Below are 22,917 nucleotides of genomic sequence, written 5' to 3'. Positions count from 1 at the left end.
CGCTCACAGCGGACCAGCCTCGGCGAAGTCCGCTCCCAGCGGTCCGGCTTCGGCGAGTTCCGCGCCGCTGTCCACCGGGGTGTCGGGTTCCGGCTCGCCTTGCTCCGGCAGCGGCTTCGGGTAGTGCTCGCCGTCTTCTTCGCGGCGGGTGCTCGGCGGGGTCGCGCTCGGCAGACCGGGCCGACCTGTTTCGGTCTCCGGGGCCGGGTCGGGCAATTTCTGCTTCTCCTGAGCCTCCGGCTCCGGAACCTCAGGCGCCGAAGCCTCAGGCGCCGAAGCCTCAGGCGCCGGAGGCTGTGCGTTCTCCGCTTTCGGATCGGTGGTCGAGATGATCGGCATCCCGTGCTCGTTCAGCTCGACGGTGAACTCCTGTTCTTCGCCGGTGGCGTCGGAGAGGAGGAGTTTCAACCGGCCGTCCGGCCCCATCTCGAACTTCACATGCTTTCCGCCGATATCGAATTCGGCCTTCGGCGCCACTTTCTCGTTCTCGGCTTCTTCGTTTTCGACGTCGGCCTCGGCGTTCTTCGGATCGACGCTCTGCATGAGCTTTTCGACCGCGTCATCGACCCCGCTTTTGATCGTGCCGCTCAGCGCGGACAGCCCCTGGGTGACCGCCTGGCCGAGACCCGTTGCCAGGGGGGAGAACTCCCTGGCCACCTGGCTGATCGCCGCCAACCCGTCCAGCGACGGCGTCCTGAGCGCCGGGGTGGTCGGGTTGCTGGGCGTGGTCGGAGTAGTGGGTGTGGTCGGTGTGGTCGACGTGGGTACGCTGCTGGGTGTGGTACTCGCCGGGGTCGTGGTGGCGGGTGTCCCAGGCGGCCCCGGGGCAGCCGTGTTCGTGGGATTGTCCTGGCTCACAAGAGCATCCGGCTGGGGGGTGGCCGGTCCTTCCGGGCGGGGGTAGGCCTGCTCGGATACCTGCGCCATCGCATCGGTCAGGTTCTTGTACTGGTCCTTGAACAGACGATCGACCTCGGCGCAGACATCGACATACGACGCCAGTTTTCGATCGAAATCCGGTTTGAAGGTCTTGGTCAGCCACTCGTCGGTGACGCTGCGGACCCGGTCGCCGTACGCGCCGGTGAGCAGATTCTTGCTGTCGGAATTGATGAAGCCGAGAACGCTTTTGTTGATCTGGTCCTCCGGCACGGCGAGCGCGGGGAAGATGCGGCCGAGTTCGCGCACCTGGTCGGCGTCGATCCACTCCCGCGCATTGTGCACGTCGACAATGACTTTCACGTCTTCGGGAGTCTTACCGTCGACCTTGACGACTTTGCTGCCGCCCACCGGGCCCTCCAGCAACTCACGGGTGGCGAACGCCTTCGCGGCGACCGCCGAGCGCAACGAACCGGCCATATCCGCGATCACGGTCATGGCCGCCCGGGCGTGCTGCCGGTCCTCGTCGGCAAGGACCGACTGTTTGCCGAGCATGTCGAGCGCGGTGGCGGCCGCCGTTCCCTGCCACAACTCGGGCAACCTGCGGTTGTAGCCCTGCTGCGCGTCCCATTGCCGATCGACCTCGGCCAGAGCGACTTTCAGCGCCTCGCCCGCCTGCTCCAGCTTCTCCACCCGCATGCCGCGCTGCTCGTCGTACATCGCCAGCAGCTTGTCGACGTTCCCGCGCCCCCCGTCGCCGCCGAACGCCGCCTCGTACAGCGGCATGAACTCGATCCAGTACTGCAGGCCCGCGCTGCCCTCGTCCAAGAGGGTGTCGATCGCCTTGCCCTGCCACGAAATCGTCATGATTCCGACTCCTCGAATGTGTGGCGTCGCTGGTGCGAACACTTGTCATTCGGCGGTTTCATGTCTTGTTCGTCTCGGAGGCGCGTTGCTGGTCGGTCTCGGCGTATGCCACTACGGCGGCGCCGAGCGCGTCGGCGGTCGCGGTGGTGGCGTCGCTCCAATTCCGCAGCCATGCGCTGATTCGGTCCAGCCCCTGATGAACCGCCGTTCCCTGCGGCGCGTAGTTGCGGCCCGCCTCGCCGGCGATGCCGAACCGGTGATCGGCGACCCGCACGGCTTGGTCGCGGACGGCGTCCGCCGATCTCCGGTAGTCGCTGCCCAGCGCACCGAGCTCCCCCGTCCGGACACCGACCATCTCCGACCCGCCCACGATTCCCCTCCATCCTCGTAGTGTCATTGCGCCGACGCGAATCTCGTTCGCGCCTGATTCCGCCGTACTTCCTTCGACGCAACACGCCGACACCCGGTTCCCCCGAATTTCGCGCCGGCGGCACAACGATCACGGCGGCCGAACCGCTCGTGTCGGATCGTTGGACGTGGGCGCGTCCGAATCGGTTCCTCCGCTGCCGGTTCGGCTAGCCGCCGATCCGGCCATGATCGGTGCGAACCCACTCGGAGGTGCCGTCGGGGTGGCGGTGGAATTCCCATGCGGCGTAGTCGCCGTCCTTCTCCACCACGGTGACGTGGTCGGCGAAGCCGTCGTGGTCGTAGTCGGTCCAGACGTGCATCGCCTCCTCGCCCGTCGTGGTGATGGTGTCGAGGGTGCCGTCGCCGTCGATGTCCTGGGTCGGGTGATGCAGTTCGATCGCACCCAATCCACCGAGCGACGAGGACGCGTCGATGCCGGGTATATCCAGACCGGGGAATTCCGAGGTGATCATGACTCCTCCTCAGCAGGACTCGTACGGTGCCGCACAAGCGGCATCATCCCATCCTGACAGCCGAGCGGGCTCGGCGCAGCCTTCCAGCTCACTTCTTCGGCATCACCAGCCACAGTACGAGGTAGAGGATGAACTGCGGACCGGGCAGCAGGCACGACACCACGAACAGCAGACGGACGACGTTGGCATTCCAGCCGAGGTAGTCGGCGATGCCACCGCAGACGCCTGCGATCCACTTGTCGTGGGCGGAACGGGCGAAACGGCGGGTGGGGACGGTCATTGGTCTTCCCTCTCTGGCGGTGATCGCTACGACCTCCACTGTCCTCGCCGCCGCAGGCCGCGCCATCGGCCCGGCGGGCGATACCGACCCTGATTTCTCCCGGGGGCCGACCTCAGGGTGCGACCCTGAGCACGGCAGACTCGTGCTGGTGAGCACCACTCTGCATGCCCGCGGCCTGTCGGCCGGTCACGGCGAGCGCACGCTGTTCGCCGACCTCGATCTGACCCTCGCGCCGGGCGACGTGATCGGCCTGGTCGGCGTGAACGGCGCGGGTAAGTCGACGCTGCTGCGCATGCTCGCCGAGCGGCAGGCGCCGACGGGCAGCATCACGCTCAGTCCGCCGGACGCGACGGTCGGTTACCTGGCGCAGGAGGCGCAGCGTGTCGCGGGTGAGACCGTCTTCGATTTCCTCAGTCGCCGAACGGGAGTCACCGCGGCCCAGCGGACGATGGACGCCGCGGCCGAGCGACTCGCCGGAGGCGGGCCGGACGAGTACTCCCCCGCGCTGGATCGCTGGCTGGCTCTCGGCGGCGCCGACTTGGACCAGCGCGCCCACGAGGTGGCCGCCGACCTCGGCCTCGCCGACAGCCTGCCGAGCGGCCTGGACACGCCGATGACCGGTTTGTCCGGTGGCCAGGCCGCACGCGCCGGGCTGGCCTCGGTCCTGCTGTCGCGCTTCGACATCCTGCTGCTGGACGAGCCGACCAACGACCTGGACCTGGACGGCCTGGCCCGGCTGGAGCGGTTCGTCGCGGGCGTGCGGGTGCCGCTGATGGTGATCAGCCACGATCGGGAATTCCTGGCGCGCACCGTGAATCGCATCGTGGAGCTGGACCTCGCCCAGCAACAGGTGGGGCAGTACGACGGCGGTTACGAGTCGTATCTGATGGAGCGCGAGATCGCTCGGCAGCACGCGCGCGAGTCCTACGAGGAGTACGCCGACACCAGAGCGAGCCTGGAGGCCCGCGCGCAGATGCAGCGCAACTGGCTCGAGCACGGCGTCCGCAACGCACGCCGTAAGGCGCGTGATCCCAGGAAGCTGGATTCGGACAAGGCAGGCCGCAAGATGCGGGCCGAATCGACCGAGAAGCAAGCCGCCAAAGCCAGGCAGACCCAGCGCCGCATCGAACGATTGGAGGCAGTGGAGGAGCCGCGTAAGGAGTGGGAGCTGCGCATGAGCATCGCCACGGCCCCGCGCAGCGGCTCGGTGGTGGCGACGCTGTCCCAGGCGAGGGTCAACCGCGGCGACTTCACGCTGGGACCGATCACCACCCAGGTCGACTGGGCGGATCGCATCGTGCTCACCGGGGCGAACGGCTCCGGAAAGTCCACCTTGCTGGCGTTGCTGCTGGGTAAGCTCCGGCCGGACAGCGGGACCGCGAGCCTGGGCTCCGGTGTCGAGATCGGGGAGGTGGACCAGGCACGCGAACTTTTCCGCGGAACCGCCGCCCTGGCCGACACATTCGGGGCCGCGGTACCCGACCTGCCGGAGGCGGAAGTGCGGACACTGCTGGCCAAATTCGGTCTGCGCGGCCCGCACGTGCTGCGGCCGTGCGACACCCTCTCCCCCGGTGAACGCACCCGCGCCGCCCTCGCACTGCTCCAAGCCCGCGGGGTGAACCTGCTCGTGCTGGACGAGCCGACCAACCACTTGGACCTTCTCGCCATCGAACAGCTGGAGCAGGCCGTCGAATCGTTCACCGGCACACTCCTGCTCGTCACCCACGACCGCCGCATGCTCGACACCGTCCGCGCGACCCGTCGCTGGCACATAGCTGCCGGCGTACTCACCGAGACGCACTGACACCCGGCGCAGGAATGCTCGAGCGACAACCGTAGACAGCTCGCGTCCGAGTCACCGCGACATCGGCGACGAACGACCGCACCGATACTCACCGCAAGCCACGCGCACCATGGCGTGAGCTCGAACGCCGCCGCGCCCAGCGCACCGCGATTCCGGTTTCGAGCGAAGCGAGACCGAACACCCAGCGCCGAAGGCGCCGCCGAAATCACACAGCCGCTACCCGTTTGGCGAGATCGTCCGCCAGCTGCCGCGCCTGTGCCGGATCGGTGGCCTCCACCATCACCCGCACCAGCTCCTCGGTGCCGCTGGGGCGCAGCAGTACTCGCCCGGAGTCGCCGAGCGTCCGCTCCGCCTCCAGCACCGCTTCCCGCACCTCCGGTGCGCGCGCGACCACGGCTTTGTCGCTGACCGGCACGTTCACCAGGATCTGCGGCACGGTTTGCAGCACACTCGCCAGGTCGGCCAGAGTGCGCCGGGACTGCGCCATCCGGGCCATCAGGCGCAGGCCGGTCAGGATGCCGTCGCCGGTGGTGCCATGGCGGGGGAACACCACATGCCCCGACTGCTCGCCACCCAGCGTGTAGCCGCCGCGCCGCAACTCCTCGAGCACGTAACGGTCGCCGACCGCGGTGGTGCGCAAGGTGATTCCGGCCGCGCGCATGGCGATGTGCAGGCCGAGGTTGCTCATCACGGTGGCGACCAGGGTGTTTTCGGCCAGCTCGCCCGCCTCGTGCATGGCCAGCGCCAGGATGGCCAGAATCGCGTCACCGTCGACCACGTTGCCGTAGGCGTCGACGGCCAGGCAGCGGTCGGCGTCGCCGTCATGCGCCAGGCCCAGGTCTGCCCCGTGCTCCACTACCGCCGCCCGCACCTGGTCGAGATGGGTCGAGCCGCAGCCGTCGTTGATGTTCAGCCCGTCGGGTTCGGCGTTGATGGCGATCACTGTCGCTCCCGCCTCGCGATACGCGGCGGGCCCCACCTCGGCGGCGGCGCCGTGCGCGCAGTCGACCACGACGGTCAGCCCGGACAGGTCCTGGCCGGTCGCCTCCACCAGGTGCTCCACGTAACGCTCGTGGGTGCCCGCGAGGCTGTACTGGTCCGGGATGACCAGCCCGTGATCCCGCGCGCCCGCCGCGCTGCGCACCCGTCCGATACCGGCGCCGGTCGGGCGGAACGGGGTGTCCGCGGCGACGAGCGCCTCGATCCGGTCCTCGATCGCGTCGTCGAGTTTGTGCCCGCCCGCGGCGAAGATCTTGATGCCGTTGTCCGGCATGGGGTTGTGCGAGGCGGAGATCATCACGCCGAGACAGGCATCGTACAGACCGGTGAGGTAGGCGACGGCCGGCGTCGGCAGCACTCCCACCGAGAGCACGTCCACGCCCGCCGCGGTCAGGCCGGCGGTCACCGCGGCCTCGAGCATCTCTCCGCTGGCCCGGGGATCGCGGCCGACCACCGCGAGCGCACGCTTCTTGCCCCGGCTCAGGATCTGCGCGGCCGCTCCGGAAACGCGCAGCGCGAACTCCGGACTCAGCGACTCGTTGGCAAGCCCGCGGACTCCGTCGGTGCCGAACAACCGTCCCATACCTCGCCCCTCATTGGTGATCCGTGACGTGAGCGTCGGCCCTGGGAGGCACCGGACTGTGCACCATGCAAGCCCCACGCACGCCACATCTTCATACAGCGCGAGAGCAGGCGACCAGCTGTTCGCTGGAAGCCTGCTCTCGTACAGCTGCCGCGTCGACCGTACCGCCTCCGGCACCGCGAGGGCGCCGGATGCGGAGGGCCGACGATGCCGAAATCAGCGCTTCGAGTACTGCGGCGCCTTGCGCGCCTTCTTCAGACCGTACTTCTTACGCTCGGTGGCACGCGGGTCACGAGTCAGGAAGCCGGCCCGCTTGAGGGCGGGACGATCGTCCGGGGTGACCTCGATCAGCGCGCGGGCGATGGCCAGCCGCAGGGCGCCTGCCTGGCCGGACGGGCCGCCGCCGACCAGGCGGGCGTGCACGTCGAAGTTCTCGGTGCGCTCGACGGTCACCAGCGGCGACTTGACCAGCTGCTGGTGCACCTTGTTCGGGAAGTAGTCCTCGATGGTGCGGCCGTTGAGCACGAAGTTGCCGGAGCCGGGCAGCAGGCGCACGCGCACGACGGCCTCCTTGCGGCGGCCGACGGTCTGCACCGGGCGGTCGATCACGACCGGAGCGTAGGTCTCGGAAGAGTCCGAAGCCTCGGAGTCCTCGTAACCCGCACCGTCCTCGACGGGCTCGGCAGCGTCGAATTCCTCGACGAAGTCCTCGTTGAATTCCTCGGGAGCGGTCACTGGGCCACCTGCTTGATCTCGAACGGAATGGGCTGCTGAGCGGCGTGCGGGTGCGTGGGGCCGGCGTAGACCTTCAGCTTGCCCGCGATGGCGTTACCGAGCTTGTTCTTCGGGATCATGCCCTTGACGGCCTTCTCCACGAGCCGATCGGGACGGGTCTCCAACACCTGACCGACGGTCCGCGACTTGAGGCCGCCCGGGTGCCCGGAGTGGTGGTGGATCAGCTTGTCCTGCCGCTTGTTGCCGCTGATGGCGACCTTGTCGGCATTGATGATGATGACGAAATCGCCACCATCGACGTGCGGGGCGTAGGTCGGCTTCGTCTTGCCACGCAGCAGATTCGCTGCCTGGACGGCGAGACGGCCGAGCACTACGTCAGTGGCGTCGATGACGTACCACTTACGGGTCACGTCACCCGCCTTGGGGCTGTACGTAGGCACAGTGCTTCCCTGTCTGTCGTCGGTGTTGCCAGCCGAGCGTGCGGTCGAGAGTGTTCCCGGCGGCCGGTGGAGACCCGGGGCTCGGTGGACGCTCGGGCGATCCACCAGGGATCGACCGGACGTTCCACACGCCAACGAGCCACGATACCAGTGGGGTATCGCGGGAAGAAATCGCGTCAGATTTCGATCGGCGGACCGAAGTCCATGGCTCCGGGCGGGCCGGGGACCAGGTAACGCAGGGTGTCGACGTCCGGCCGCCCGCACTCGGCGACGCTTTCGTGGCCTTCGGGCCCGTTCCCCCGCGCTGTGGTGACTCCCGGTCTGGGCTTGGTGATCGCGTAGGGGACGCTCGGACACGCGACCGGCTCGGCCGCACCGTCGGCGGCCATCTCCTCCGCGACCACCGATCCCGTGTCCCCCACGACCTGCCGCGCGGTCAGCTCGACCCGATCGCCTCCGGACGGAAGCGCGACCACGGCCAGTGCCACTGCCCCGGCGACGGTGTTCGCTCCGAACAAATTGCCCTTCATCTTGTTCCAGAGCTTGCCCTTGCGGTGCCGATCGTCCGCATCGGACTCCGGGTCCTGCCAGGCGTCCTGGCGCTGTCCGCCGTGTAACGGCTCCGGTGCGCCCGAGTAGGGCGGCTGCGGGCCCAGCGGCGGCACCGGCCCACCGGGCAGCGGCCCCGACGGCGGGCCCGCGAGGTCGCCCTGCGGACGCCCGGTCTGCTGCTCGTCGGGCGCGCTCGGCGGCCGGGTGAAGCGACTGCCCAGCTCGGCGAGGTTCGGCGGGAGACCCCGCGGCGCCTCGTCGTGCTGGGTCGGGTATCCCGGCCCGTACTGGACGCCGGGCACCGGCCCGGTCGATCGCTGTCCGGCGTCCGCGGGTTGCGGCGGCGCGGGGTACTCGGCCTGGGGCCGCGCGTCCACCGGGCGCTGCGGGACAGGCTCGGCATGCCTGCCCGCCGGCTCGGGCTCCTCGGCTTCGGTGTCGCTGACCAGCAGGTGCGCCGCGCCGAGCACGAGCGCGTGCATCGGATGGTCGGCCACGTGCAGCCGGTGGCCGAGATGGTTCTGGAAAGCCAGGCGCAACGCGTCGTTGAAGCGCACGTTGCCCGACAGCAGGACCGTCGAGGTGTCCGCGCCGATCGAACGCGCAGCGGCCATCACCTCGATCACCACGTCGTCCGCCGACCTGGCATCGCGCATGGCCTCCGCGTCGACCGGAACGTCGACCGACTCGGTGGGCTGCTCGTCGTCGCCGTGCACCGCGACCACCAGCATGCTGCGGCCGTCCGAGTACACGCCCGTCGCGCCGATGCCGTGCGGCATGGAGCGGTCCGGCGGGTGCACCAGTCCGAGCGCTCGGACGTAGCCGGACAGCGCGACGCTCTCCGGCAGCGGCTCCACCATCACGTCGAGCTGTTCCACCATCGAGGCGTATACCTCGACCTTCTCCTCCGGCCAGTTGTCCGGGAAGGGCAGCGCCACCAGGTCCGGTTTGCCGCGCAAGTGTTTGCCGATCTCCGCGAGCGGGTTGTACATGCGCGCGCGGAAGACCAGCTCCGCGGGCCACGTCGCGCCCGCGACCACGATCTGCGGATGTCCGAGGATGTCGCGCACGTCGGCGATCGCCATTCCGAGATCCGGCCTGTTGCGTTCCACGCCCGCCGTATGCAACCGGCCCGACGAATCCGCCAGCAGATAGGCCGGCGGCGTCCACATACCCTCCACCTGCACCGGGCGGATGGGGATGCCACCGCCACCGGCCGCCACAGACACCACATCCCAGCCGAGATGCACTGCCCCTACTCGCACCGTCACAGGCATAAGTGTGCCCGGTTCGCGGCCGAGATGCTCGTCGTTGCCCTCCCGCGCCGCTCGGAGCCGCTTTCGCGCACCGGGGCGCCCGCGAACGCTCGAAGCCGCGTCACGCCGCCGACTTCTTCAGTCGCAAGCGGCGCCAGGTGAGGACCGCCAGTACCACGGTGATCAACAGCAGCACGCCCGCGTCCAGCGCCCAGATCTCCGGTTTGTGCTGCCAGAGCGTGTCGGGCTGCGCGTTCAGGAACAACTCACGGACGTTCACCGTCGACGCACCGGCCGCGTAGCCCCAGCGCGCCGGGAACAGCCAGGACACCTGCTCCAGCACGATGCGGCCGGTGACCGGGATCAGACCGCCCGCCATCACCAGCTGGCACATGATGGCCACCACCAGCAACGGCATCACCTGCTCGTTCGACTTCGCCAGCGACGAGAGCAACAGGCCGAGGACCACGCAGCAGATCGCGGTCAGCGCGATGTCGATGTACAGCTCCGCGCTGCCGGAGGCCAGCACCGCCCCCTCTCCAGGACGCTTCTTGCCCGCGAGCACGATGCCGACCAGCACCGCTGATTGCAGCAGCGCGGTCAGGCTGAACACGGCGATCTTAGCCATCAGGTACGCCGAAGGCAGCAGCCCGACAGCGCGTTCGCGGTGGAAGATGGTCCGTTCGCCGACCAGGTCGCGCACTGTGAGCGTGGAGCCCATGAAGCAGGCGCCCAGAATGAGCACCACCAGTAGCTGCTGCGTCTCACTGCCGCCCTCCGGCACGAATGTGCCGTCCGGCAGCGCTTTCAACGCGCCGCGTTGGAAACCGTTCTTCCCCGGCACCACCAGCGAGAGCGCACCGAGGATGAACGGCAGGATCACGAGGAACGTGAGATAACCGCGGTCGGCCAGGATCAGCCGGATCTGACGGCGCGCCAGGGTCGAGAACTGCTTTCCGCGACTGGACTGCGGTGGACTGCCCGCGGACCCGTACGGCTGCGGAGGCGGCGGAGGCGGCGGTGCGAACGCCTGCCGGGAGCGATAGGCCGCGAACGCCTGATCCGGGTTGGCCGCGACGTTGGCGAAGATCTCCGCCCAGTCGCTGGTGCCGAGCGCCGCGCCGACACCGGCCGGGTTGCCGCAGTAGGCGGTCTTGCCGCCGGGGGCCAGCAGCAGCACCTGGTCGCACATGTCCAGGTGCGCCACCGAGTGGGTCACCACGATCACCACGCGGCCGGCGTCGGCCAGCTCGCGCAGCATCACCATGACCTGGCGGTCCAGTGCCGGATCGAGGCCGGAGGTCGGTTCGTCCAAGATCAGCAGCGACGGGCCGGTCAGCAACTCCAGCGCCACCGAAGCGCGTTTGCGCTGACCGCCGGAAAGGCGGTCGACCCTGGTGTCGGCGTGCTCGGTGAGCGAAAGCTCCTGCAATACACCGTCGATGACCTTCTGCCGGTCCTGCTTGCTGTTGTCCCGGGGCAGCCGCAGCTCGGCCGCGAAACCGAGCGCCTGGCGCACCGTGAGCTGGCGGTGCAGCACGTCGTCCTGCGGCACCATGCCGATGCGGGAACGCAGCGCCTCGTACTCGGCGTGCAGGTTGCGCCCCTCGAAGGTGACCACGCCGCCCGAGGGCCGGGTGGTGCCTGCGATCAGGCGCGACAGCGTCGACTTGCCCGCACCGGAGGGCCCGATCAGCGCGGTCAGCGTCCCGCGACTGGCCGACATGTTCACGTCGACGAGCAGTTGCTTGTTGCCCTCGACGGTGAAGCCGACCCCGTGCACCGCGAGGCCCTGCTCGGCGACCGGCTTCTGCCGGTGCACCAATGTGCCCTGCTGGACGACGAAGTCGACGTTGCCGACGGTGATGATGTCCCGTTCGCGCAGCACCACCCGCTGCTGGCGGTGGCCGTTGACGAACGTGCCGTTGGCCGAACCGAGGTCCTCGATGGTGAGCCCCTCGGCGGAGGCGACCAGACGGGCGTGCTTGCGCGAGGCCAGCGGATCGTTGACGACGATCTGGTTGTCGGTGGTGCGGCCGATGCTCAGCCCGGTCTGCGGGATCCGGTCGGCGCGGGCGATGGGCGCCGTGGCGGCCCTGGCCCGGACCGGCGGCATGTTCGAGGTCTCGGCCCTGGTCGTCATGTTGACGTTCAGCGCGGGCGCGGGCGTGTCCTGCGGCGGGGAATAGTGCGGACGCTGGAACTGCTGCGCGGGTCGCCGGACCGCCTGCGGCGGCGGACCGGGCTGCGCCTGGGGCGCCTGCTGCGGGGGTCGCACCGAAGGCCGGTGCGGTGGTTGCGGGCTCGCCGGCAGCAGATGCAACAGCGGACCGCTGATGGCGTCACCGAGCCGGACCTGGGTTGGCCGGTCGATCGACACCGGCTGGGTCAGCCTGCGCGCGTCGACGAACACCCCGTTGGTGCTCCTGTTGTCGGTCAACACCCAGGCGCTGCCCTGCCAGGCCAGCGTCGCGTGCACACGAGAAACGAGCGGGCTGTCGACGAACAGCGTCACCTCCGGCGCGCGGCCCATCGTGACCTGCTGGCTCGAATCGAATACTCGTTCGTTTCCATCATGGCGCACGGTGATGGTCTGCGCCCCCGGTGAAGACATGCAGCGGATACTATTCCATCACCCGGACATCGGCGGTGCCCCCGATGCGCCAATTGCCGCGATCCGGCGACGTGAACGCTGTACCGGTCGACGAGGGGGAACCTTGCCGAGAGTGGGAGCGACCTCGCTGGTCGCGGCGCTGCTGGGTGTTCTGATACTGGCCGGGGGCTGCACCCGAGTGGTCGACGGCCGCGCCGTATCCGTCTACGACGATCCGTTCAAGGTCGCCGGACTGCCGACCACGAGCGGACCCAGCGGACCGCGCACCGGCGTCCCGGACAGCCCACTGACCGCGACGAATGGCGACGGCGGGGCCGTGGACACGCTGGCGCTCAACGCCGTCGACGACATCCAGACCTACTGGCGCGGCGAGTTCGGCAAGGAATTCCAAGGCGAGTTCAAGCCGGTGGAGAAGCTGCTGTCGTGGAGCGCGAAGGCTGGGCGCAGCGAGGCGGTCGAGTTCTGCAAGGAGACCACCTACCGCTTGGTGAACGCCGCCTACTGCCGCTTGGACAATTCCATCGGCTGGGATCGGTCGGTGCTGCTTCCCACCATGGAGGAGGCCTTCGGCAAGATGGCCGTGGTGATGGTGCTCGCGCACGAGTACGGGCACGCGGTGCAGACCATGGCCAAGATCGTCGGGCCGAAGGACCCGGTGATCGTCAAAGAGCAGCAGGCGGACTGCTTCGCGGGGGCGTTCATGCGGCACGTCGCCGAAGGCAAGGCCCGGCACTTCACGATCAACACCTCCGACGGCCTGAACTCGGTGCTCGCCGCCACCGTCGCCATCCGCGACTCCGACCCCGACGACCCGGAGAGCGTGCACGGCTCGGCCTTCGAACGCGTCACCGCGGTGCAGATCGGTTTCACCGACGGCCCCAAGGGGTGCAAGGGCATCGACCAGGACGAGATCGACCAGCGCCGCGCGAACCTGCCCCAGAGTTTCAGCGACGACCAAGGGCACGGCGAATTCCCGATCACCAAGGAAAGCCTGATCGAACTCACCAAAGCGCTCGAGTTCATTCTGCCGGTCGATCACGAGCCGACCTACGACTACTCCCGAGCGAAGATCGAATGCCGCAACGGCGTGGTCACCGAACCGGTGTCGTACTGCCCCGCGAAGAACACGATCGCCGCGGACATTCCCGGGCTCGCCGAGCGGGGTACCTCGAACTCCGGCGAGGACGACCCGCTGCCGCTCAAAGTGACCGGCGACTACAACGGCTACATCGTGTTCATCTCCCGATATACCCTGGCCGTCCAGCAGAGCCGCGGCCAGAGCCTGGTGGGCGCCAAGACCGGACTGCGCGCGGCTTGTCTGTCCGGAGTGGTCACCGGCAAGCTCGCCGAATCCGGCCGACCGGTGAGTCAGGGCGATATCAAGCTCGCCGCAGGCGATCTGGACGAGGCGGTATCGGGTCTGCTCACCGACGGCTTGGCCGCGAGCGACGCCCAAGGCAGGACCGTTCCCAGTGGTTTCTCCCGGGTCGAGGCCTTCCGCGCGGGCGTCCTGAACGGCGAGAGCATCTGCGCCGCACGCTATGCCTAGCGCGCTCAGCGGCCGAACGGCGGCGGCGCGGCCAGTTCGAAGCGCAGCACCCGGTTGCCGAGCATGATCTCGGTGCCCGGTAGCAGCACCGTGGACTGGTTCGCCGCCAGGCGCATCCAATCGCGGTAGCCCGGCAGCCGGGTCCGGGTGCCGTTGGTCGAACCGCAGTCCACCACCATCACGTCCCAGTTCACCAAGCGGATCTCCGCGTGGGCCCGGGACATGCCGCCGGAGGCGTCGTCGACGCGCAGCGGGACGAGTCCGCTCTCCGCGGCGGGGGAACGCTCCGGATCGCGCCCGATCACCGCGTCCGCGGCGAGCATGTAGGTCATGCCGTCGTCGAGGATCAGCATGCCCAGCGGCGGGCGGACAACTTCGATCAGCGCCTGCGTCTGGTCCACCGGCATCCCGCACACGGTGCAGAACGCCGCCCGCGGATCGCTGGGATGCGCTCGCGCGCACTTGAATCCCATGACTTTGACGGTGAGCGCGGTGGCTTTCGCGGTGGCCTCCAGCCTGCGCCGCAGTTGCGGATCCGGCTGCGGCGCGGGGTTGGTGCCACCCACCTGGGTGGGCGCGTGGTGCGGATCGATCGGCGGCTGCTCGGCCTCCGCGTCGAGCATCGCGGTCGACGGCGCGGTCGGGTACCGCGGTTGGCCGAGCACGTGCCGCGGCTCCGGCTCGGGCCGGTGCTGCCGTTCCGATGCGGTGAGCTCGGGTTCGATGCGCGCCGTCGGCAGCGGCGGCGACTCCGGGCGGCGATGCGTGCCCGCTGGACGCGACGCGTGGCTGTTCGCGGGCATACCGGCGCGGGAACCCTCCGACCAGACGATCGCGCCGCCCGCCTGCGCGATGCCCTCGACCAGCCAGCCGATGCCGCGCTCCGGCGGCAGATCCGGGATGCGGCCCTTCCCGTCGTCGACGAACAACGCCGCCGCCCGCGCGGGAATCGCGGCGACCCGGTCCACCGTGAAGGCCGCGTCGCTGCCGCGATACCGCTCGACGGCGCCGTCACCGGCCAGCACGGCGGTGACCGCTCCGTGCAAGAAGATCGCCAAGCCCCCGTTCTCGGCGAGCGAGAGGATGCCGAAGTCGATCGGTTCCCCCGGGCTGATCCGCTCGGCGTGTTTCATCAGCCAGCGCGTGGCCTGCCGGGCCACCAGGGCTCCGGGACCGTCCGGTTCCCGATCGGTCGCCTCGCGCACCAGTTCGGCCAGCGATTCGACAGCGACGACGGCGGGCGAGTCCTGCGTCGGCCTGCCCGGCCTGCGGTGCGCGACGACTACGACCGCCCCCGCGACCCTGGCCACGGCGTGGCTGCCTACGACGACTTCGACCTGCCGATCCTTCAACGGTATCGGCCTCCACCGGGGGTGCAGTGCAAGGTCGTCGCCACACCCACAAGGGTATGGCAATACGAACACCACCGGTCCCCCTCCCCGTCGTCCGTCGGGTAACTTCAGTGTCAGTAACGGGAGGAACGAGGGGCCTGAGATGGTTCGGACGCAACGCATCGCGCTCACCGCGTCTTGCCTGACACTGGCGGGGATGCTGGCCGGTTGCGCAGGCGTGCAGGGAACGCCGACCGCGGGCGAGATCGATGTACGCGCGCTGGAAGTCGGCACCTATCCAATCGACAAGCACGACTACAGCCAGGACTCCGGCGGCAAGGGCGCGCTGTTGGAAGGCATGCGGATGTCCGATGCCGTGGTCCCGACCGTGCGCATCGACCCAATGCTGAAGTTCGGGCGCGGCAGCACCGTCGTGACCGACGCCGAGCAGGCGCTGAACTTCGTGGCCAAGGTGTCCAAACCGGTCTTCGACAACCGCAAGCTGATCGTCGGGTACGCCGCCAGCGGCGCGGACCGCCCCGATCCCGCGGGCCAGTCCAACCCGGCCCCGGATGCCACGGCGGTCACCAACGCCCTGTTCCGTTTTCCCGACGAGGCCACCGCGAAGCTGGCCGCGCGCGAACTCGAAGACGTCGACATCGCCATCTCCCCGGACAACCGCAAACTGTCGTCGACGAAATATCCCGACGCCCACATCCATTGGCGACCCGGCGTTCCGACTGTCGGCACCTTCATGGCGCACAAGGAGTTCGTCATCTCCTTGTTCATCCAGCGGCCCACCGCCGATGGCGACGACCTCGTGAAATGGGTCGACAAAACCCTTGCCGCCCAGGTCGCGCAGCTGGGTGAGTTCACAGCCACCCCGGAGAACAAGCTCGACTCCCTCGAGGTCGACCCGGACGGCCTGCTCGCCCGCGTCGCGGTCGCCGACCGCAAGGACCGCGCTCCCGACCCGGCGTCCTTCGCCGTCTACGGCGGTTACCACACGGTGCACCGCGCCGACGACGAGTCCGTCCACCTGCGCCTGATCGAGGACGCGGGCGTGGACCACATCGGCCTCGTCGACGACAGCTACGTCGCCCGCACCCGCGATGCGGAAGCCGCCCAGAAGCTGGTCACCGGCCTGTTGGAGAGCGAAGGCGCCCACTACGACCCGCTGGGCGCTCCCAGGGACGTTCCCGGCGCCAAGTGCCTGCAGCTCAACAGCAAGGGTGACCCGGAACGGGAGTACAAGTACCGGTGCTACGTGGCGTACAAGCGGTACGTCGGAGTCGTCACCAGTGATAAGGAACCGGACGTGCGACAGAAGGTCGCCGCGGAGTATGCGCTGTTGGCGAACAGTTTCTGAGTTCAGCAGGGTAGGTGCCGCCATTTTCGCGGTCTCCGCTCGCCGGGGGCCCGAAGTAGGATTCCGGCGCAACTACCGCAATCAGGGGAGGGAAGTGCAGCACGGCGTCATGTCGAAACCTATTCGAACCGCCTGTGCCCTGACGTTCGCCGCAGTCGTCGCCGTCGCAGGCGCCGCGTGCGGCGGCTCGGAGGCCGGGCCGGAGCAAACCACACCACCCATCGACTTGGCGCAGCTCGACGTGGGCAACTACCCGACCCAGCCACGTTCGCTGGGAACCGCGAAGAATCCCGAGCAGGCGCGCATGATCGAGGCGGAGCGGCTGGCGAACTTCGTCCCGCTGCCGTCGGACATCGACCCGGCGTTCGTCTCCGCGAATCCGTCGATCTCCAAGATCTTCCTCGAGCCGAAGGGTGCGCTCGGGCGGATCATGGACGTCTCCCGCTTCGCCGAAGCCGCACCTGAGTTCGTCGCGGGGTTCCTCAGCAGCGCGGGCAGCGCGCCGGACAATCGCGGCACGGACCTGGTCAACGCGATCCTGATCTTCCCGGACGAGCAGAAGGCGGCCGCCGCGGCCGCGGCCCTGGAACGCGTCGACTTCGAGGCCAACAACCGGAATACGCCGGTGCAGATCCCGAAGTACCCCGCCGCGCACGCGCATTGGCAACCGCAGACCCAGTCGATCGGCTCGTGGTTCGCCACCGGGAAGTTCGTCATCTACACCTGGGTATTCGACTACGTGAAGATCTTCCTGGAGAAGGTCGACCTTCCCCAGCTGCTCACCCTGGTCGAGAAGAGTTTGGACACCGTCGTCCCGGCGATCGGCCGCTTCACTCCGACGCCCGTCGACCAGCTGATGACGCTGCCGATCGACATGGACCGCATGCTGGACCGAACCCTGCCGCGTCCACGGGAAGATTCCTGGATCGACCCGCCGGGCGCCTACACCGGCCATGGCGCGTTGCACTTCACCACCGATTCGGCCGAGGACCGCAGGATGATCGAAGCGGCCGGAACGGATCGGTACGCCACCGACGGGACCGATCTGTTCCGCACCCGCGATGCCGCCGCGGCCATACAGTTGCGGGAGGAGCGCGGCGGCCTGTCGAAGAAGTTCCGCGCGGCCGAGTCGCCGAAAGGCCTCCCCGTCGCCCGATGCAAGGAGTACATCGGCAACAAGACGGTCGTCGTCCGGTTCTACTGCTCGGTGGCCTACGACCGCTACGCGGCATTCGCGTGGTCGCATCAGTTGCTCGACGCGCAGCAGCGCATCTCGTCTCAGTACGCGTTGTTGGTGAACGCCGCATGACGACATTCCGCACCACCGCCGCGGCGCTCGCGTGCACGGTGGCCACCGTGATCCTCACCGGTTGTGGTTCCACGATGCCGGGTGCCGCGCAGCCGGGAGAGATCGACGTTCGCAGTCTCGACCATGGCAACTACCCCACCGAGCCGCTGAACGCCCACGACGACGATTATCAACCGCTGTTCATCGACATGGGGAAGGTCGCCGCGATGCGGCTGGCCGATTACGTCGCCTCCGCATACGACATAGATCCGCGGATGAAGTACGGCTGGACATCGGCGAGCGTCAGCAAAGGGGTACTGCCCGGAGAACTCGGGCGATCGGAGGACATGCGGCCGATCGCCGAGCGGAACCGGATGATGTACGGGTTCCATACCAACGGATCCGACCAGAACATCAGCCTATTTCCCTCGGGGTGGCCGACCAAGCCACGGCCCAACTCCACGACGGTCGGCACGACCGTCATGCAGTTCCCCGACCCGGAGCGTGCCCGCCAGGCCGCGACCGAGTTCCACGATGCCGATTTCGGCGCCTACCGCGATCAGAACGAACCCCTCACGCTGCCGCGGCAGCCGCAGGCACGAGCGCACTGGCGTCCCGGCTCTCCGTTCCTGCGTACGGTGCTCGCGCACGGTTCCTATGTGGTGGCGTTCCTCGTCTCGGCCAACGCACCTGATCGCAACGCCTTGGTCGCGCTGGCGGAGAAGGCGTACGACGTCCAGCTGCCACTGCTCGACCAACTGCCTGCGCTGACCGAAGAAGAGATGTTGCGGCTGCCGTGGGACCCCGACCATCTGCTGAGCCGTACCCTGAATCCGGCCGAGGTCCAGTCCCCGAGCTACGACGACTCGCACGCCCTGTTCGGTCTGCGCGGAATCATGCAATACGCCGAAGACCGCGATTACGCGAAACAACGTTTCACGGCAATGGGCGCCGAGAAATTCGCGGCCTCCGGCGGCACCTTGGTGATTCGCACGGCGAGCCCGGAGGCGGCGCGACGTGTCGCCGCGGAACGTATCACCCCCACGACGGTAGCGGGCCCGGCCGAGCCACCGCAGCATCTGCCGGATTCGTCTTGTGTGGAGAACCGGTCCGGACTTTTCGACGACCGACGATTCACCTGCGTCGTCGCGTACAAGGAATACGTGGGATTCGTCGCCGCCAATCAACTACTGGACGCTCAGCAACGAGCCGCCGCGCAGTATTCCATTTTCGCGAACAGCCGATAATGCCGCACTTTCGTCGCGACAGGGGTCCAGTATGCTGCGTGGCGAGCGCAGCGGCCCGCGTCGAGTCAGGAGATCGTAAAAGATGGCGATGAGCCCCGGGACCATCGTCGGCGGGTACCGAATTATGCGGGTGCTCGGCGCGGGCGGCATGGGCACGGTATATCTGGCCAAACATCCCAGCCTGCCCAGGACCGACGCGCTGAAGGTGCTCGGCGGCGAACTCAGCCGCGACTACGAGTTCCGCACGCGTTTCGAACGCGAAGCCAATCTCGCCGCCGGGCTCGACCATCCGAACATCGTCTCGGTCTACAACCGTGGTGAAGAACAGGGCCAATTGTGGATCGCCATGCAATACGTCGACGGCACCGATGCCGCCGCCGAACTGGCCTGCGACCCGCACGCGATGAATCCGCTGCGCGCACTGCGCATCACGACCGAGGTCGGTAAGGGCCTCGACTACGCGCACCGCAAGGGCCTGCTGCACCGCGACGTCAAACCGGCGAATTTCCTGCTGTCCACCCCAGCCGACGGCGAAGAAGAACGCGTCCTGCTCACCGATTTCGGCGTAGCGAAAGCCAATGACGACACCACCGAACTCACGCAGACCGGCAGTTTCGTCGCGACCATCGCCTATGCTCCGCCCGAGCAGCTCACCGGCAGCCCGCTCGACCACCGCGCCGATGTCTACAGTCTCGCGTGCTCGTTCTTCAAATTGCTCACCGGGCGCAACCCTTTCCCCGGAACGCAACCCGCCCTGGTGATGATGGGGCATCTCCACGAGCCCCCGCCGTCGGCCACCTCGGTCCACCCCGGATTGCCGCCTGCCATCGACCATGTCTTCGCCCGAGCCATGGCGAAGGACCCGGCAGACCGCTTCTCCAGCTGCCGCGAATTCACCGACGCCGCCGCCGCCGCGCTCACTCCCGGCTACAACCCGGTCGCCACCAACACTTCCCCGACCTATCCGATCCAGGTTTTCGATCCGCGGCCCAGGACCGATCCCCGCGTCGCCGTCTCCGTCCAGGGAGCCGTCCCCCGGCAACCCGCACGCAAGAACTGGCTGCTCGCGGCGGCCGCCGGCGTCGTGACCGTCGCCCTCGCCGCGGGAATCGGCATCTGGGCACTGAACCGGGACGAATCCGGGCCCGCGCCCGCGGTCGCGACGCCGAGCAGTACGGCCGCGCTGTCGCCGCTGGAGCAGGCGCGGGCGAACAACCCGGTGTTCCGCGGCAAGACGATCACGATGGTCGACGTGGCCCGCGGCTCGCAGGTCTCGATCTTCCTCGGCGGTACCCCGCAGACGAAGTTCCTGGAGGATCTCGGATTCGTCTACAACCTCAACTACGCACGGCAGGGTGACGAGACAGGACCTCGGGAATTGACGGGGTCCTCCAGGCTGGAAGTCGCACCGGACGGTTACGTGCTGGCCGTGCGCAGCGACGAGAAGGCCGGTGGCGGTGGACTACTCGGCCTTCCGTACCAGGTGGCGGGCACACGCGCCACGGTGATCCCGCTCGACGATCCCGCAGCCGTCGCCGCGGTCCGCAATTGGAGCGCGTCCTCCGAACAGACTTTGCTCGAACGTCTGGTGCCGGTGCTGCGCAATCGGGTGAAGTAGGAAGTCGATCGGCGCGTCCCCCGGGTGAAGGTCATTCCACAGGTTGCGATCGCCGACGCCGCAGAAGGTCCACGACGCCGGTAGTCGACTCGTTCCCCCCGCCCTCGGCGACCCGGCGCTGCATCAATGCCATGAAGGGCGTGAGGAGTTCGGGGCTGACGCCCTGTTCGGCGGCGGTACGCAGCAGCGTCGCGTTCGTCGTGACCATCATCGCCAAATTCGACTCCACGTCCTCGGCGTAGTCGCCGCTCGCCAGCTGCGCGGCGGTGCCGTACGCGTACCCGGCCATCGCCTGCTGATAGCCGACCAGCAGGGGCGCGAACTCCACCGGTGAGATGTCCTCTCCACCGATCAAGGCGAAGGCATGCGCGGCCCCGGCGAACATGCCCCACATTCCGCTGAGGAGAGCGATGTCGTACAAAGCCGCGAAACCGGCGTCCGCCCCGACGTAGGTGACACCGGCGGGTACGGCCAAAGTCTCGGCGTGGGTCTCGTGCAGCTCCACCGAACCGCTGTAGAAGACGTACCCGCCGGAGTCGGCGACACCGATCATGGACGGGACGGCCATGATCCCGCCGTCCAGAAAACGTCCGCCGCGCTCGGCGATCCAGCCGGACAACTCCCGGGCTTCGGCGGGGGTGCTGGTGGTCAGGTTGACGATGTCCCGGCCGGTGAGGTCGATGCCGTCCAGAGTCGCGCGAACCGACGCGTCGTCGAGAAGGCAAACGACGACGAGAGCGTTCGCGGCGACGGCTTCAGCGGCGGTGGCCGCGACCACCGCCCCCTCCGGCGCACGCCGGGCACTGCGGTTCCAGACCGTGACGGCGTATCCGGCGGTGAGCCATGAGCGGACGAGTGCCGAGCCCATATCTCCGAGACCGAGGACGGTGAGCGACTTCTTCGAATGATCGAACATACGGGCTACTCTTGGCCGGGCATTCCGGGTGGATCAAGTACGCACATGGAAGTGGGCACGTACTTCCGGGTAAGCCAGCAGGCAGCTGAAAGGGGTGGTCGTGCCGATCACACGCAGACCGGGCGCGTACACGTGCGGGCTCGACGCCACACTGTCGATACTGAACGGCAAGTGGAAGATGATGATTCTGTGGCCCCTGAGCGAACGCCCCCACCGCTTCGGTGAGCTACGCCGCCAGGTGCCGGGAGTCACGGAGAAGGTGCTCACCACACAGCTGCGCGAACTGGAAGCCGACGGGATCGTCCATCGCGAGGTATACGACGAGTTGATCCCGCGTGTCGAGTACTCTTTGACCCCGCTGGGCGAACTGCTCAACCAAGCCCTGCTCCCGTTGGAAGCTTGGGGCCGTGAACATCTCATGGACGACTCCACACCCTCCGGTCGTCGCTGATACGCCCGGCCGGCAGCCACTTACGAGTCACCCCAGGCACCCACTCGAGACACCCGAACACGAAGGGTTCGAGCGGAATCCTGTGTAGCGGCCACATCCGCTGCGGCGAAGGCTTCGAGGGCTTTTCGCGTTCCGCGACAACCTGGTTTCGCCATGGTCGAACTGCAATCTGCTGGTAGCGGCGGACTTAGGCGTTCGGTAAGGTGTACCGCAGCCAGCCCACTCGCCGATCATTACAGCAGCGAGCAGGGGGAAGGAGGGGAGCCGAGCGCTGGCGTTACAAGTCATGCAGGCCCGGACCGCATCGTGGTCTTCCGAGCAGGCCCGTGCGCGGCCGCCGAAATCACGGACGGGCCGGACTGAGGGGCGCAGGGCCCTGATCCCGTGGGGCGATACCGAACTTCTCGAGGCCGAACTTTCTCGAGTCGGGATGGAACCGATCAGACCCGCACCGCGTCCAACCAGATGTACAGGCCAACTGAGGCTTCCGCCGTTGGCCGAGACGGGAACCGAAAGGAGCCGAAATGGCAGGACAGCTCGAAGCGAGCGAAGAGGCGATCACGAAGTTTGTAGACAATTGCCGCCAGCGGCACCAGGATCTGCAGACCGCGATCACCGCACTGAACAGCAAGTCGGATCAGACCACCGCCACCTGGAGCGGCGCGGCCCGCCAGGCGTTCGACACCTTCATGGACAGCTACTTCGCCCAGGCGCGGAAGCTGAACGACCAGCTGGATCAGACTTCGGACAAGCTCGCTCACGCCGGACGGAAGTTCGCGGATCAGGATCAGCAGTTCGCCCAGCAGGTGGCGGCGCAGTCCTCCAGCCTGGACCTCCCCTGATCCGATAGCCGTACCACAGACAACAAGGAGCTCCCCATGGTAGCGAACGACCCCGGTCGGATTGCCTCCAACTTCGGCGAAGTCGATGCGGGCGCACAGGCCATCGTGGCCGAGGCGCGCAGCGTCATGACCATGCTCGAAGATTTCCACAAGCAGGTCACCGACTTCGTGACGAACTACTGGAAGGGTGACGCGAACGACGCGTTCGCCTCACTGCAGGCCCAGTGGAACACGCAGGTCACCCAGCTGAACACCACGCTGGAAAGCGCGGGCAAGCTGGTCAGCAGCGGCAACGCCGACCTGCAGGGCACCGACACCGCGCTGGCGGGCCTCTTCTGAGATCCCGTCTCGGCTGATTCGAGCCCCCGGTACTTCGGTGCCGGGGGCTCGAATCGTTCTACGCTGAACTTCGTTTCCTC

General features: G+C 68.1%; 20 protein-coding genes. 9 read left to right on the top strand and 11 right to left on the bottom strand.

The features are described from left to right. Window positions 1-3 precede the first annotated feature (3 nt). The 4 genes from GVY39_RS10245 to GVY39_RS10230 form a co-directional block, all read right to left on the bottom strand. The gene (locus GVY39_RS10245) at window positions 4-1,743 is read right to left on the bottom strand and encodes a hypothetical protein (protein WP_159922977.1); all 1,740 of its coding nucleotides are present in this window, start codon (window positions 1,741-1,743) and stop codon (window positions 4-6) included. Between the two features lie 58 nt (window positions 1,744-1,801). Continuing rightward, window positions 1,802-2,113 carry a hypothetical protein gene (locus GVY39_RS10240; RefSeq protein WP_159922975.1) on the bottom strand — a complete coding sequence of 104 codons (312 nt, stop codon included), beginning with the start codon at window positions 2,111-2,113 and terminating at the stop codon, window positions 1,802-1,804. A 205-nt stretch (window positions 2,114-2,318) separates the two neighbouring features. Continuing rightward, window positions 2,319-2,624 carry a DUF6802 family protein gene (locus tag GVY39_RS10235; RefSeq protein WP_159922973.1) on the bottom strand — a complete coding sequence of 102 codons (306 nt, stop codon included), beginning with the start codon at window positions 2,622-2,624 and terminating at the stop codon, window positions 2,319-2,321. A gap of 88 nt (window positions 2,625-2,712) precedes the next feature. Further along, a complete protein-coding gene (locus GVY39_RS10230) occupies window positions 2,713-2,904 on the bottom strand; it encodes a PspC domain-containing protein (protein ID WP_159922971.1) in 192 nt (63 codons plus the stop codon). A 148-nt stretch (window positions 2,905-3,052) separates the two neighbouring features. Between GVY39_RS10230 and GVY39_RS10225 the strand changes: the two genes are divergently transcribed. After that, window positions 3,053-4,708, top strand: coding sequence for an ABC-F family ATP-binding cassette domain-containing protein (locus GVY39_RS10225; RefSeq protein ID WP_159923194.1), 1,656 nt, complete (start codon window positions 3,053-3,055; stop codon window positions 4,706-4,708). Between the two features lie 205 nt (window positions 4,709-4,913). Here the strand turns inward: GVY39_RS10225 and glmM are convergent, their stop codons facing one another. The 5 genes from glmM to GVY39_RS10200 form a co-directional block, all read right to left on the bottom strand. Next, complete coding sequence (glmM, locus tag GVY39_RS10220) at window positions 4,914-6,290, bottom strand: phosphoglucosamine mutase (RefSeq protein ID WP_159922969.1); 1,377 nt, start codon at window positions 6,288-6,290, stop codon at window positions 4,914-4,916. 216 nt (window positions 6,291-6,506) lie between these two features. Next, window positions 6,507-7,025, bottom strand: coding sequence for a 30S ribosomal protein S9 (rpsI, locus tag GVY39_RS10215; RefSeq protein ID WP_159922967.1), 519 nt, complete (start codon window positions 7,023-7,025; stop codon window positions 6,507-6,509). Further along, window positions 7,022-7,465: a 50S ribosomal protein L13 gene (rplM, locus tag GVY39_RS10210; RefSeq protein ID WP_040864934.1), complete on the bottom strand. Its 444-nt coding sequence runs from the start codon at window positions 7,463-7,465 to the stop codon at window positions 7,022-7,024. Before rplM ends, rpsI begins: the two co-directional genes overlap by 4 nt. Window positions 7,466-7,641: 176 nt before the next feature. Beyond that, window positions 7,642-9,294, bottom strand: a complete 1,653-nt coding sequence (locus tag GVY39_RS10205) for a hypothetical protein (RefSeq protein ID WP_159922965.1) — start codon at window positions 9,292-9,294, stop codon at window positions 7,642-7,644. Between the two features lie 100 nt (window positions 9,295-9,394). Further along, window positions 9,395-11,887, bottom strand: coding sequence for an FHA domain-containing protein (locus GVY39_RS10200; protein ID WP_159922963.1), 2,493 nt, complete (start codon window positions 11,885-11,887; stop codon window positions 9,395-9,397). Window positions 11,888-11,990: 103 nt separating this feature from the next. On the opposite strand from GVY39_RS10200, the gene GVY39_RS10195 reads away from it, so the two are divergent. Beyond that, complete coding sequence (locus GVY39_RS10195; RefSeq protein ID WP_159922961.1) at window positions 11,991-13,436, top strand: metallopeptidase; 1,446 nt, start codon at window positions 11,991-11,993, stop codon at window positions 13,434-13,436. A gap of 5 nt (window positions 13,437-13,441) precedes the next feature. On the opposite strand, the gene GVY39_RS10190 is transcribed toward GVY39_RS10195, so the two are convergent. Further along, a complete protein-coding gene (locus GVY39_RS10190; RefSeq protein ID WP_236565388.1) occupies window positions 13,442-14,788 on the bottom strand; it encodes an FHA domain-containing protein in 1,347 nt (448 codons plus the stop codon). Between the two features lie 142 nt (window positions 14,789-14,930). Here GVY39_RS10190 and GVY39_RS10185 point away from each other — a divergent pair, with 142 nt between their 5' ends. From GVY39_RS10185 to GVY39_RS10170, 4 genes are all read left to right on the top strand, one after another. Then, window positions 14,931-16,136 (top strand): hypothetical protein, encoded by a 1,206-nt coding sequence (locus GVY39_RS10185; RefSeq protein WP_159922957.1) that lies wholly within the window; start codon window positions 14,931-14,933, stop codon window positions 16,134-16,136. 109 nt (window positions 16,137-16,245) lie between these two features. Beyond that, the gene (locus tag GVY39_RS10180; RefSeq protein ID WP_236565387.1) at window positions 16,246-17,445 is read left to right on the top strand and encodes a hypothetical protein; all 1,200 of its coding nucleotides are present in this window, start codon (window positions 16,246-16,248) and stop codon (window positions 17,443-17,445) included. Next, window positions 17,442-18,671 (top strand): hypothetical protein, encoded by a 1,230-nt coding sequence (locus tag GVY39_RS10175; RefSeq protein ID WP_159922953.1) that lies wholly within the window; start codon window positions 17,442-17,444, stop codon window positions 18,669-18,671. Before GVY39_RS10180 ends, GVY39_RS10175 begins: the two co-directional genes overlap by 4 nt. A gap of 82 nt (window positions 18,672-18,753) precedes the next feature. Further along, window positions 18,754-20,289, top strand: coding sequence for a serine/threonine-protein kinase (locus tag GVY39_RS10170; protein ID WP_159922951.1), 1,536 nt, complete (start codon window positions 18,754-18,756; stop codon window positions 20,287-20,289). A 31-nt stretch (window positions 20,290-20,320) separates the two neighbouring features. Here the strand turns inward: GVY39_RS10170 and GVY39_RS10165 are convergent, their stop codons facing one another. After that, window positions 20,321-21,205, bottom strand: coding sequence for an NAD(P)-dependent oxidoreductase (locus tag GVY39_RS10165; RefSeq protein WP_159922949.1), 885 nt, complete (start codon window positions 21,203-21,205; stop codon window positions 20,321-20,323). 100 nt (window positions 21,206-21,305) lie between these two features. On the opposite strand from GVY39_RS10165, the gene GVY39_RS10160 reads away from it, so the two are divergent. The 3 genes from GVY39_RS10160 (at window position 21,306) to GVY39_RS10150 (ending at window position 22,837) form a co-directional block, all read left to right on the top strand. Next, window positions 21,306-21,656, top strand: coding sequence for a helix-turn-helix domain-containing protein (locus GVY39_RS10160; protein ID WP_159922947.1), 351 nt, complete (start codon window positions 21,306-21,308; stop codon window positions 21,654-21,656). A gap of 524 nt (window positions 21,657-22,180) precedes the next feature. Continuing rightward, window positions 22,181-22,498 carry a WXG100 family type VII secretion target gene (locus tag GVY39_RS10155; RefSeq protein ID WP_159922945.1) on the top strand — a complete coding sequence of 106 codons (318 nt, stop codon included), beginning with the start codon at window positions 22,181-22,183 and terminating at the stop codon, window positions 22,496-22,498. Window positions 22,499-22,534: 36 nt separating this feature from the next. Further along, complete coding sequence (locus GVY39_RS10150; protein ID WP_159922943.1) at window positions 22,535-22,837, top strand: WXG100 family type VII secretion target; 303 nt, start codon at window positions 22,535-22,537, stop codon at window positions 22,835-22,837. Window positions 22,838-22,917: the final 80 nt, after the last annotated feature.

The organism is Nocardia sp. CY15, from assembly GCF_009829295.1.
GTDB lineage: Bacteria > Actinomycetota > Actinomycetes > Mycobacteriales > Mycobacteriaceae > Nocardia > Nocardia sputi.
Note: the sequence above shows the minus strand (reverse complement) of the source record. Positions and strands in the feature narration are given on the sequence as shown.

Bases quoted from the DNA above. Each gene is read 5' to 3' on its own strand.
- GVY39_RS10200 (WP_159922963.1), bottom strand. From the start codon at position 11,887: ATGTCTTCACCGGGGGCGCAGACCATCACCGTGCGCCATGATGGAAAC.
- GVY39_RS10235 (WP_159922973.1), bottom strand. From the start codon at position 2,624: ATGATCACCTCGGAATTCCCCGGTCTGGATATACCCGGCATCGACGCG.
- glmM (WP_159922969.1), bottom strand. From the start codon at position 6,290: ATGGGACGGTTGTTCGGCACCGACGGAGTCCGCGGGCTTGCCAACGAG.
- GVY39_RS10185 (WP_159922957.1), top strand. From the start codon at position 14,931: ATGGTTCGGACGCAACGCATCGCGCTCACCGCGTCTTGCCTGACACTG.
- GVY39_RS10230 (WP_159922971.1), bottom strand. From the start codon at position 2,904: ATGACCGTCCCCACCCGCCGTTTCGCCCGTTCCGCCCACGACAAGTGG.
- GVY39_RS10150 (WP_159922943.1), top strand. From the start codon at position 22,535: ATGGTAGCGAACGACCCCGGTCGGATTGCCTCCAACTTCGGCGAAGTC.
- GVY39_RS10170 (WP_159922951.1), top strand. From the start codon at position 18,754: ATGGCGATGAGCCCCGGGACCATCGTCGGCGGGTACCGAATTATGCGG.
- GVY39_RS10180 (WP_236565387.1), top strand. From the start codon at position 16,246: ATGTCGAAACCTATTCGAACCGCCTGTGCCCTGACGTTCGCCGCAGTC.
- GVY39_RS10175 (WP_159922953.1), top strand. From the start codon at position 17,442: ATGACGACATTCCGCACCACCGCCGCGGCGCTCGCGTGCACGGTGGCC.
- GVY39_RS10165 (WP_159922949.1), bottom strand. From the start codon at position 21,205: ATGTTCGATCATTCGAAGAAGTCGCTCACCGTCCTCGGTCTCGGAGAT.
- GVY39_RS10155 (WP_159922945.1), top strand. From the start codon at position 22,181: ATGGCAGGACAGCTCGAAGCGAGCGAAGAGGCGATCACGAAGTTTGTA.
- GVY39_RS10205 (WP_159922965.1), bottom strand. From the start codon at position 9,294: ATGCCTGTGACGGTGCGAGTAGGGGCAGTGCATCTCGGCTGGGATGTG.
- GVY39_RS10245 (WP_159922977.1), bottom strand. From the start codon at position 1,743: ATGACGATTTCGTGGCAGGGCAAGGCGATCGACACCCTCTTGGACGAG.